This window comes from Dyella acidisoli, from assembly GCF_030160295.1.
Lineage (GTDB): Bacteria > Pseudomonadota > Gammaproteobacteria > Xanthomonadales > Rhodanobacteraceae > Dyella_B > Dyella_B acidisoli.
In genome coordinates this window covers 41,348-53,352 of sequence record NZ_BSOB01000046.1, presented here as the reverse complement: position 1 = coordinate 53,352, position 12,005 = coordinate 41,348, and the positions used below count along the sequence as shown (strand labels likewise).

General features: G+C 59.1%; 6 protein-coding genes and 1 pseudogene. 2 read left to right on the top strand and 5 right to left on the bottom strand.

Annotated elements, in window-relative coordinates; translation table 11 throughout:
- Window positions 1-160: 160 nt before the first annotated feature.
- Entirely contained in the window at window positions 161-925 is a 765-nt protein-coding gene (locus QQJ86_RS16465; protein ID WP_284322056.1) for a glutathione S-transferase family protein, read from the bottom strand.
- Window positions 926-1,038: 113 nt separating this feature from the next.
- On the opposite strand from QQJ86_RS16465, the gene pdxR reads away from it, so the two are divergent.
- A complete protein-coding gene (gene pdxR / locus QQJ86_RS16460; RefSeq protein ID WP_284322055.1) occupies window positions 1,039-2,541 on the top strand; it encodes a MocR-like pyridoxine biosynthesis transcription factor PdxR in 1,503 nt (500 codons plus the stop codon).
- Between the two features lie 66 nt (window positions 2,542-2,607).
- Here the strand turns inward: pdxR and QQJ86_RS16455 are convergent, their stop codons facing one another.
- A complete protein-coding gene (locus QQJ86_RS16455) occupies window positions 2,608-3,156 on the bottom strand; it encodes a hypothetical protein (protein ID WP_284322054.1) in 549 nt (182 codons plus the stop codon).
- A 54-nt stretch (window positions 3,157-3,210) separates the two neighbouring features.
- On the opposite strand from QQJ86_RS16455, the gene QQJ86_RS16450 reads away from it, so the two are divergent.
- Window positions 3,211-3,939 (top strand): hypothetical protein, encoded by a 729-nt coding sequence (locus QQJ86_RS16450; protein ID WP_284322053.1) that lies wholly within the window; start codon window positions 3,211-3,213, stop codon window positions 3,937-3,939.
- A 45-nt stretch (window positions 3,940-3,984) separates the two neighbouring features.
- On the opposite strand, the pseudogene QQJ86_RS16445 reads toward QQJ86_RS16450, so the two are convergent.
- The 3 genes and pseudogenes from QQJ86_RS16445 to QQJ86_RS16435 form a co-directional block, all read right to left on the bottom strand.
- Window positions 3,985-10,257 (bottom strand): annotated as a pseudogene (locus QQJ86_RS16445) (autotransporter-associated beta strand repeat-containing protein); the annotation flags it as partial.
- A 275-nt stretch (window positions 10,258-10,532) separates the two neighbouring features.
- A complete protein-coding gene (locus QQJ86_RS16440; protein WP_284322051.1) occupies window positions 10,533-11,345 on the bottom strand; it encodes a sulfotransferase family protein in 813 nt (270 codons plus the stop codon).
- Between the two features lie 67 nt (window positions 11,346-11,412).
- Complete coding sequence (locus QQJ86_RS16435) at window positions 11,413-11,943, bottom strand: VOC family protein (RefSeq protein ID WP_284322050.1); 531 nt, start codon at window positions 11,941-11,943, stop codon at window positions 11,413-11,415.
- Window positions 11,944-12,005: the final 62 nt, after the last annotated feature.

Sequence of the window (12,005 nt, the reverse complement as noted above, 5' to 3'; positions counted from 1 at the left end):
TGCCCTAATTTATTTCGGAATCGTCGTCCCGGCGAAGGCCGGGATCCAGTGTCTTTTAGGTACTTAGAAAGTCGCTAGGCCCCGGCCTGCGCCGGGGCGACGATTTATTCGGGGCATGGGCTGGGATGCTAATCCGAGCCTACGTGCTGCCACGTGTTGCTCAATCTGCCGCAGCGAAATGCGTCATTTGATCTGCGCGTGCCTTCACGAAAGACGGGCGGGCCGTGGCGCGCGCGACATAGTCACGACACGCAGGATGTGTGGCCAATCCATCGAACCGATCAACAAGGCGCAGCACATCCGCCATGGCGATGTCGGCGACAGAGAAGGGTCCAGCCAGCCATTGGCGCTCTGCCAGGATCGGCTCCATGTGCCCGAGCCGGGCTTTGAGGAATGCATTCAAATGCTCACGCCCCGGCGTTTCAGTGGTGTCGCCAGAGAACACAAATAGGGACCAGGGCAGGCTCGCCATCTCCACGGAATTGAGCGCTGCAAATAACCATTCCATCACCTCGCTGCGACCGCGCGGATCGGTAGGCATCAGCGCGTTACTGCGACTCCCCAAATGAAGCAGGATCGCGCCACTCTCGAAGATCGAGATGTCTCCATCGGTCAGCCACGGCACTTGGCCGAAGGGTTGGTGCGCGAAATGCTCGGCATCCCGGGTGCGAAATGGCACGCTGTTGACCCGATAGGGCAACCCGGCTTCTTCCAGTGCCCAGCGCACACGAATGTCACGTACATAGCCACGCGGCATCTCGGGAACCCAATCGAAGGTGGTGAGGATCAGATCGGTCATTCCGGATCTCCATTCGTCGTTGCCGACTATGGCAGCTTTCGGGCATGGCAAAAAGAGGGCTAAATGGTTCACGCTGGTCGCTTGTTGCTGGGTAAAACTCCCGGCGACGTGCTTGCGCTGGCGCACTGGGGCAACCAGCACATGCCACGTGCCATAGTCTTGCATCAAAGTACGGTGTAAGCGTCACGCAGACACGATTTCATGGCTCCGCACTATCGAGCCACCCGGAGGAAAAAGTTGTGGTAAGTGATGTGGAGAATACGAGTAGCCTGTTCGAAATTGCTTTTGATCCTCCACCTAGAGGAAGCCGCCGATCTGCGGAATCCGTCTACGCACAGTTGCGTGCTGCAATCCTTGATGGTCGCTTGGTTCCCGGGTCCAAACTCCCGGTGGAACGTCAGTCAGCGGTCTTTTTCGGTGTTTCGAGAAACACCGTTGCTCGGGCCTATGCGAAGCTGGCGATTGAGGGGCTGGTACAGTCTCGGCGTGGGTCGGGAACATATGTGGCGCCAAAGCAAAAGCGTTCCGCGCGCAAGCGCTTGCCGACGCAGCGAACGCCGGACCCACGTTTAAATGCGTTGTGGCAGCGGCCCGAACTTGCCCAGGCACTTAACTTCTGGCACGACAATCCGCGTGCAACGGCGCCAAAGGCATCCGCATTCTTGGATTTCAGGCCCGCGTTGGTGGATCCGCGTTTATTTCCATTCGAGATATTTCGTCGGGTTAGTGCCAAGCAGCAGCGGCGGATGGAATTGAAGCCTCCCGCATTCAAGAGTCCGCAGGGCAACCAGGGGCATTTTCCTCTGAGGGCGGCCGTTGCGACGCACATCGGCATCTCTCGCGCGGTTGTGTGCGAGCCTGACGACGTGCTGGTTACCGCCGGCGCACAGCAGGCATTCGATATGCTTGCCCGTGTATTGGTGACCCCGGGAGTTACGACGGTGGCCATTGAAGATCCAGGCTACCCACCGATGCGCGCTGCATTTCTCGCTGCCGGGGCCAAGATCCTGCCAATACCGGTGGACGAGCAAGGGCTGGTGGTCGATGCACTACCGGTCTCCGTGCAGATCGTCTGCGTATGCCCATCACACCAATTTCCGTTCGGTGTATCCATGTCAGCGCAGCGAAGGGCGGCACTGCTCAACTTTGCGCGCAAGCATGGGTCGGTCATCATCGAGGATGACTACGATGGAGAATTTCGCTACGACGGCACGCCGCTGCAGGCGTTGCGATCTACAGCAACCGCGGATGACGTGTTCTATGTCGGCACTTTCTCCAAATGCATGCTCCCCGCACTGCGCCTGGGATTTGTCGTGGCGCCCCAGTGGGCTATGGCGGCGCTGATTAGGGCGAAGAACTGCCTCGATTGGCATTGCCCGACTTTGACGCAAATGGCGGTTGCGCGTTTCATCGCGGATGGGCATCTGGCACAACATGTGCGCAAGCTTCGTGACGTCTATAGAAAGCGACGAGATCTCATAGAGGAAATACTGCAGTCGGATTTCTCAGGGGAACTGTCGCCAATGCAGTCGCACTACGGCATGCACGTGGCGGCGTTCTCAACGCTGTCCAAGCGCCTGGACCGCGTTACTGCGAGATTGTTGGAGTTGAACGTGCATCTGCATTCGTTCGAGCGCTATTTTTTCGGCGCACCAACGTCGGAAGGCCTTGTCTTCGGTTACGGGGCCGTTGATCTCAAGGGTATAGAGCAAGGCCTGAAGGCGTTACGTCGCGCGCTCTAGTCGCTATGCGCACCCGATGGTGCTCCCGTCGATGACTATGACGGGAGCACCGCCGGCTTGTCCAAATTAGCGGGTGAACGTCATGATCCAATTCGTCTCCCACGTTTTGCCTCCGTCAGCGGAGAACGCTTGTTCGAAGCGGGACGAGTTTGGCGTAATGTTGGAAAAGCCGTTTCGCACCAAGATACTTTGTCCATTGAAAGTATCCGTGCCATAGAAATCCCCGTGTCCGTCCTTGAACTCACCGATCATCCCACCATCCAGCATGCCGACGCTGCTATTTGCCCAGTTCAAATTCCACTGATGGGATTGCGGGTTGTACAGGCGAAGTCCGACGCCTTCGATATGGCCGGAAGGCCCTTCCACTTCGAGTTCAAAGATACTTGCGCGACCGTTCCAAACTTTGCGGACGACGGACATTCCGTCGTACTCGGTCCAGGTGGTTGAGCCGGTCAGTGGATGCACAAGCCGCGACACGTGGGTTTTCCAGGTGCCGAAATTGAAGTCGAAGTCGTGCTGGCCATCCCGTTCCGTTGCCCTCATCTGCCCAGTTGCCGCGAGGAGGATCACTGCTGATAAGACCGAAGCTGTCCACGTTCTTGCACGTTTAGTCATTGGGGCACCTAAGCGTTGAATAAATCGGGCTGCATGGTCATGAATGGATTGACCATGGAATCCATTATTTCAATTACGCCCGGTGTTATCGGCGCCACCTTTCGGGGAAACATGCGGGCCACTTTGACGGGGAATGGCGAAGTGGCCCAAGTCAAATTTCTTCAATTGGCCCATCTTCGGGTCCATGCTTTCCCTAAAGTCTCGCTCTGGGTTGGTTATTCGGAGAGTGCAATGATGTGGAAACTGCTGTTACGTGGAGTCATGGTTGTTGGTGTTCTTGCATGCGCGTCTTTGAATGCAAGCGCACAGCAGCCTCGGGATGGCTCTCATGATTTCGACTTCTGCCGAGGTGCTTGGCATACACATGCAACGCAAGTGCTGGACCCGTTCGATGGCGGGACCCACACGGTAACTATGGACGGTACGAAGACGACGCGACCGGTTTGGAATGGACGCGCTTGGCTTGAGGAAATCGAGGCCGACGGTCCCAATGGACATTGGGAGGGTGCGACGCTCTTCGTTTATAACGCGAAGGCAGGGCAGTGGAGCCAAATGTACGTCGATGGCGATTCGGGAGGGATGGAGGCGCCGACCATCGGCAGCTTCAAGGATGGTCGCGGCGAACTATTCGGCACGACGGTTTATAAAGGCCGCACAGTTCTGGTACGCGGTGTTTGGTCTGACATCACCGCCAACTCCCATCGTTATGAAATTGCCTATTCCCAGGACGGCGGTAAAACATGGGCCACCGCGTTCAAGGCTTATTTGACACGGCTTAAGTGATGGTTTGAGAGCTGAACAGAGTAAGGAGAGCGATTCACCAAGCGCTTAAAAGCGCTTGGTGAATCCGAAGCTCAGCGCATTGTCGTGCAGCCGGCTGCCGAAGAATCCCTGATAGTCCGCGTACAGGCTCCACGAAGCGCCGGCTTGAGCTGTAATGCGCGCACCGGCCGTGCCCATGCCGCGTCCTTGTGCCGTACCGGGCAGGTCGAACACGGTGCCGTCCTGGGCGGTGACCTGTACGATCGGTGTCGCCGTGTTGTGTGTGTTGTAGCGGTAACCCAAGCTGACTTCGGGCACATAGGTCACGCCATGCGCTACGAAACTGTGTTCGATGGCCATGGCTGCATAGGGCTGCAGGGCGTTATATCGGCTGCGCTTGCCGTCGACCGGAAAGCTTGATGCGTCGGGATTGGTGCTGTTCAACGCCTCACTGAAACCGTCCAGCGTTTGCCGCTGATACAGCGCACCTATCTTCGGTGTGAGCTGCCATTGTGCGAGCTGCAACGGCCATGCCGCTTGCACGGCCGCAGACAGCATATTGCCGCCCGGCATTGAAGTTGCAGTGCCTATGCCGGTGGTGCGATTGAAGTGGTAATCGTTGTGCATCGTGTCGATGACTGCCGACACCACCATCGGGCCCGCATTGGCATAGGCGTAGATTCCGCCGTGCACATCGTCGACGCGGCCGTTGCCACCCAGCTTGTCGTGGCCGTTCACTTGGCCCACGCCTGCCTGCAAACCGACATGAACGATATCGCCAACAGCATAGTCCGCACCGCCCAGTAGACCGAAAGTGCTGCTGTTCGATCCGTTGGAACCGTCGAGCGAAATAGTGGAACCGGTGTACTGCGCCCATGCGCCGTTACCACATGAGGTAGTGACATTTTGCATAGAGGGAGCATGGTCAGCACTGCATTGCGTGTCGCGGGACATCAAAGCAACGTCAAGCACCGAGCCCATATCCTGCTGACTGGTGATGTTGACGCTGCGCATCAGGTTGCCGAACAAGCTGCTATCAAGCGGCATCACCGCGCGTGTCGTCAACACCAGATCCGCTTCGGTCGAGCTGTAACTGATCTGCGAGTTGACCGGCCCTGGCACGGTGCCATTGACCGTGCCGAATGTACCGGTTAGTGATCCGGCCTGCACTAGCGAGAACTTGCTGGTGTGGTAAGTGCCCGGTGCGAAGATCAAATCGAGTGTGCCGGCGAGGCTCGCGTTGCCGCTGACTTTCAGCATTGAGGATTGCGCCGGCGTTACGTCGAGTTGCAGCGTGCCGTCGGCGTTCTGTGTGTAGTTGCCCTGGATGGTGAGCGTACCCATCGAGCCGCCGGGCCACACGATGCCGTCGCTAGTGACATCGCCCACGACGGTGCCGTGACCACGCAACGTGCCGCCGCCTTGCACATTCACCGCGCTTTGGATGGATGCATTGGTTGTATTGCTGTCGCCAATTTCCAACGTGCCGGCGCTGACCGTGGTGCCGCCGGTGTATGTGTTGGCGCCATCGAGTACCAAGATGCCCGCGCCGGTCTTGGTCAGATTGCCGCTGCCGCTGATCACGTTGCTGAAAGTGGCATCACTGGCCTGATTGAAAATAAGCGCCGCGTTGTTGGCGATATTGCCTTGCAAACTGTGGGTGTCGCCTTGCAGCGTACCCGCGCTGATCGTGGTGCCGCCGGTATAAGCGTTTGCGCCGGTGAGCGACAACATGCCGGTTCCGGTTTTGATCAAGCTGCCGCTGCCGGTGATCACTCCGTTGTAGGTGCCGTCGGTGGTCTGATTGAATGCCAGCGCCGCGTTGTTGGTGATGTTGCCTTGCAGGCTGTTGGTATCACCTTGCAGCGTGCCGGCGCTGATCGTGGTGCCGCCGGTATACGTATTGGTGCCGCTCAATATCAGCGTGCCGTTGCCGTTCTTGATCAACTGGCCACCGCCGGAAATGGTGCCGCTGAAGTTGCCATTGCTCGTTTGCGCGAACACCAGCGTGGCGTTGTTGGTGATGTTGCCTTGCAGGCTGGTCGTATTGCCTTGCAATGTGCCTGCATTGATCGTGGTGCCATCTGTGTACGCATTCGCACCGGTGAGTGACAACGTACCCGAGCCGATCTTGGTCACGTTACCGCTTCCGCTGACCGCGCCGCTATAAGTGCCGTCGCTCGTTTGGTTGAACACCAGTGCCGCGTTGTCAGTGATATTGCCCTGCAGGCTGGTGGTGTCACCTTGCAACGTGCCAGCGGTGATCATGGTGCCGCCGGTGTAGACGTTCACGCCGGTAAGTGTCAGCGTGCCTGCGCCGGCCTTAGTCACGCTGCCGCTGCCATTGATCACGCTGCTATAGGTGCCATCGCTAGCCTGATTGAACACGAGCGCTGCGTTGTCGGTGATAGTGCCCTGAAGACTGGTCGTGTCGCCTTGCAGCGTACCGGCGTTGATCGTGGTACCGCCGCGGTAGACGTTCGCTCCAGTGAGTGTCAATGTGCCCGAGCCGATCTTGGTCAGACTACCGCTACCGCTGATCACGCCACTGTAGGTGCCATCGCTGGTCTGATTGAATACAAGTGCTGCGTTGTCAGTGATAGCGCCTTGCAGGCTGTTGGTATCACCTTGCAGCGTGCCGGCGTTGATGGTGGTGCCGCCGGTATAACTATTGGTGTTGCTCAATATCAACGTGCCGCTGCCGCTTTTGATCAGCTGGCCGCTACCGGACATCGCACCGCTGAAACTGCCGTTGCTCGTTTGCGCGAACACCAGCGTGGCGTTGTTGGTGATATTGCCCTGCAGACTACTCGTGTCGCCCTGCAAGATGCCGGCGTCAATGATCGTGCCGCCGCGGTACGTGTTGGCGCCGGCAAGCACCAGCGTGCCCGCGCCGCTCTTCAACAAGCCGCCGCTGCCGGTAAGCGACTGCGCCACGGTGAACGTATTGGCCGCATCGTCGATATCGAAGCCGCCACCTGTGTTGCCCCAGATAATCGTGCGCGTTGTCTGATTGAACGTGGTGCCGGTGATTTCCAACGTACCGCCTTCGAAATCCAGCGGATTGCTAATCGCGCCCAGGTTCGCATCCGACGACACCGACAAATAGCCGCCGCTTAGCGTGGTCGTGCCGGTATAAAGATTGGTGCCGGTAAGCACCAGCGTGCCGCCGTCGGTCTTGTTCAAGCCATGGGTGCCGTTCAGCACATTGTCGATGATGGCGGTGTCGATGCTGCTGACGCGAATGACCGGCGCGACGCCGCTTTGTCCAACCAGATCGATGGCATTGCCCACCAGGCGGTAGCTGTCGCTGACGAATTGCATGCCAGTGACACTGACTTGGCCGTTGGTGTCATCCACCGTGACGGTTCCTGTCGTACCACCGAAGATCGCAAAACCGGGCTGAGGCGCCATCGGTCCGACGTACTGGCCGTTGGTATCGGACCAGGTGTTGGACGACACGCTCCACGTACCGCTGCCGCCGCCCATCTGGCCCGGCCCGGCGAGACCGTTCGCGTCCCATTCGTCGAGCGTGAGGTTTTGGGTGTCGATCAGATTGATTTGCTTGTCGACAGTGAGAATCTGCAGCGACATGCCGCTGGGCGGCGCAAAACCGCCACCGGTGATGGAGAGCGTGCTGCCCCAGGTGAACAGGTTGTACAAACCCGGCCCCATGCTGCCGAGGTTGTTGACGTTGAGTGTGGAACTGCCGATCGACAGATTGCCGTTCACCACCACGTGATCGCTCTGCCCAGGCGTGGCGAAGTTTGGACCGGGCGCGCCGAAGTCGAAATTCAATTGCGAACCATTGCCGACAGTAAGATCGCCATCAATGGTCAGTGTGCCGATGGTAAGCGTATTGCCCGGCGTGAGTGCGCCGCTGTTGGAAAGGATGGCGCTGCCCTGTATGGTGCCGAAGCCGCCGAGCGTGCCGCCATTGACGCTGACGTCGCCGCCAACTGTCGCCGTGGTATGCGAGCTGTCGCCAACGATCAGTGTGGCGCCGGATGCTACGGTAGTGAGGCCGCTCGATGTGTTGACGCCATCGAGGGTCAGCGTACCTGTGCCGTTCGCGGTCAGCGTGCCGTTACCGGAGATCACGCCGCTGTAGGTGCCGTTGCTGGTTTGATCGAACACCAGCGCAGCGTTGTTGAGTATGTTGCCTTGCAGACTGGTGGTGTCGCCTTGCAGCGTGCCTGCGCTGATCGTCGTGCCACCGGTATAGTTGTTGACGCCACTGAGCGTCAGCGTACCCACACCTGTCTTGGTCAGCATGCCGTTGCCGGTAATGTTGCCTGATATCGTCAGGTTGGCATTCGTTTGCAACGTTCCGCCGGTGCTGTTGATCAGGGCGAAGTTGCGTGCGGTGGTGAAAGTGGCAGTGGTTTCCAGCGTACCGCCACCGAGTGCGACCGCGCCGCTACTGTTGCCGAGGTTGGCGTCGGACGAAACCAAGAGCGTGCCGCCGTTGATGGTTGTGCCGCCGAGATAGGTATTGCTGCCGGAGAACGTCTGCGTACCGCCATTGAGCGTAACGCCGCCGTTGCCGCCGATAACGCCGCTGAAGTTGTCGTTGGCGGCGTTGTTGATCACCAACGTATGCGAGCCCAACGTGACCGCGCCGCTGCCGGAAATGCCTGCGATAGTCGCCGTACTGCCACTGGTACCGCTGATATCGAGCGTGCCGCCATCGGAAATTTCGGCACTTTGCAGATTGCCGTTGTTGCTCAGCGCCACTGTGCCCTGGTTAATGGTGAATCGCCCACTGAACGTGGATAGATCACCGGTAAGCGTGAGCGAGCCGGCACCATCCTTGATCAGCGCGCCCGCTCCGCTGATCGAACCGCCGAAGCTGCCGGTGGTGGCCTGATTGAAATCCACCGACGGCGTTCCAAGGCCGTTGCTTACGAACGTCAGATTGCCATCGAAGGCGCTGCTGCTGCCGGTCAGCTCACCTTGCTGGACGGTCCAGTCGATAGCTGCGTTGCCAGTACCCGTCAGCGTCCAATTGCTATTGCCAATCTTCGTATTGCTGACGAAGCCAACGATCAATCCCGCATTGATGGAGCCGTTGACGGCACCGGCCAGCGTCAGTATGTCGCCGCCGTTGGTGCTGCCGCTGATGCTTTGGATGTTCCCGGTGAAGATGGCGCCCGACAAAATCACCAGCTGGTTACCGCCGCCAGAAAACAGCACCGAGTCCGCCTGCACGGTCCCGTTGCTGCCGCCGGCAATCGTGCCGTCGGTGACGACGGTAATGCCACCCCATCCGCGCACACCGACACCTGGCGTGCCATCTTGCGCACTGGGGATGGGAGAGATCGTGCTGGCGTTGCCGCCAATGATCGTGCCTGCGTTCTCGAGCGACGAACCCGCACCGACGAGATTGACACCGGCGCCACCGCCGCCGTAGCCGCCCGGCAAGTTCCCGCCGTCCTGATAGATGCCGGGATTGCCGCCAAGGCCACCAATGATCGAGCCAGTCGAATTGTTGGTGACAGCTGCTCCGGCGCCAAGCACGAGCAAGCCATCGCCGCCGCCCCCACCGCTGCCGGCATAGCCGCCGTTGCCACCTGCGCCTCCGGCACCACCCAGCATCCTGCCGTTGTTGATAAGGGAGACGCCGCCTGCGCCGGACGCGATGATCGCACCTGCACCGCCACCGCCACCGCCGCCGGGATCGCCGTTGGTGGCATTGCCATTGGAACCCGTGGCGGTTGCATCACCGCCTCTGCCGCCCGCACCGCCAGCAAGCGTGGTTGTAGTTCCCACGATCGGCGACGAATTGCCATCGTTGATATAAACGCCTGCACCGCCGCCGCCACCGCCGCCGCCAACAACACTTGATCCAGACTCAGCTTGACCCGCGCCGCCAGTGCTCCCGGTAACGGAGCTAACGACACCCGCCGATCCGGTTGCACCCACGAGGCCGCCCGCGCCGCCGCTAGAAGTGATGTTGACCGAGCCGACGTTGAAGACACCGTTCGCGCCATTGCCGCCGGTGCCTGCGGTAGCGGTGCTGCCGGGGCTTTCGCTGGTGTTGGGGTTCCAGACGATTGCATCGCCGCCTGTGCCGTTGCCTGAGCCGCCGGTCGGGCTGCGGCCGGGACGTCCGCCAACACCGCCCGCCGCGCCACATCCCGACGGATCGGTGGGCGTGCAGGTCTGGCTCCATGCGGGCGCGCTTGCACATGCCAATGCCAAGGTGGCGATCGCCAACGCGAGCGGATGGCGTCGCGGAGTGCGTGTTGCAGACGTACCGGAAGAGGAACCTCGCGCACGTGCAAGTTCGGAAGTTACTTGCACTGCGGCCAACGACCGATTCCACACGAGTCGATAGACACGGTTCATGCGATTTTTCCCCTGTCATGCGCCGTGTCGCAGGAGCGGGATACGATCGCGGCGTCAAGCGGGCGGCTAAATACCGCCGGTGAAAACCCCTATGCGCGATGTCCTTGCGTGTAAACCTTCATCAGCCTATGCGCACCGCTTGTCATCGTGGGCCATACGCTGACGCTATCCTGACGGATGTCGCGCAGCGCATCAATAACTTCTCGCGCAAAACGCGCTGAATGCGACGTTGACGCGGCCTTTACAGGCTGGGATAGCTCGACTCAAACCACTCTCACGCCGTGGATATTTGCTTGTGCGTTCAACCAGAACGCATCGTTCTCGAAGCGCCGGAAGACATCCGGAGGTAGCACCGTTGCACGCTCAGGCGCGGCCACTTTCTTGCGAATCGTGTGCAAGCCCGGCGTGCCGGCACGTATATCGAACGCGTCCGCGTCGAAATCCACGTGATCGAAATCATGCTGAAACAGTGGCTGCCCGATGAATTCGTAGACGGCCGCCATCGCCTTCGCGGGATCGCTCACCAGCGTTTCGTATTGCAGCAACATCAAGTGTTGTGCGTGCGCGCCGTAGAACGCCTCCTTCAAGGCGTTGTAGGCATACCCAACCATGCCTTCGCCGTTCGCAAGGCCTTCGGCACGGCTGTAGACCGTTCCGCCGGTTTGAAAACTGAAGATGGAAGAGGGGCGCAATGCATTGTCCCGGATGACGCGCTCCAGACTGTCGATGACCCACGACATGTGGCGCACGCACGCAATCATTTTTACGTTGGGGAAAAGCTCGCACAACATCGGCAGCTTCGCACACCACGTACGGCTGGTATCGAAAATTACTTCGGCCTTGAATTCATTACCGTAGTAATTTTCAAACAAGCCGAGCAGTACGCGCCGACGCTGTTCGTTGGTGATGAATAGCGAAAACTCGTTGCGTTCGCTCATTTCGCCAAGCATGGCATTCGCCATGCCTGCCAGCGGGCCGCTCATGTTCGCGTGAAAGCGGGGATTCTGGCGCAGCAGTGCCGCTAGCAGCGTGGAACCCGATCGCGGCAAGCCCGAAATGAAATGAATGGAACGCACGCGCTATCCCCTGTGTTTGGATCTGGGCGACAACTTTATTTTGAAAGCACCCAGTGGAGCTGTCGAATTATGCAGGCTGCCACAATTCGATGGGATTTCCCTCAGGATCATGCAAGCGAGCGAAGCGCCCGTTGGGATAAGACTGCGGGTCAACCTTGACCTCAATGCCTGCTGTTCGTAGTTGGGCTGCCATTTTGTCGAGGTTATGCACTCGAAAGTTCACCATCCAGACCTTGTGCGGATCCCCGAAATAGCCACTCTTTTCGGGGAAGGGGCTGAAGACAGTCTGTCCGGCCTCTTGCTGCCAAACAGGTGAGTTTTCGCTTGTTGGTGTGAGCGCGATTCCCAAGTGTTGCAGGTACCAACGCCCCAATGCGTCGGGATCATGGGCTCGGAAGAACAATCCTCCGATTCCGGCGACTTTTTCCATGTCTGCCCCGGCCGGCTCATGTTTGGCAACTGCCTTCGCAGGCGGAGCCGTGTTTGTTGGTTGCGTGGGGTTTTGTGCTGCCACGGCTGATTTATTCTTGGACAGAATGAAGCTGGCCCCGAAAGCGTATGACAAGGTTTGAAGTAATCGGCGCCGTTGAAAGCTCATACCATCCTCCTCCCGAGAGTTTGTGCGAGCTTATCTACGATACTCGCGCGGATAAAGTTGTG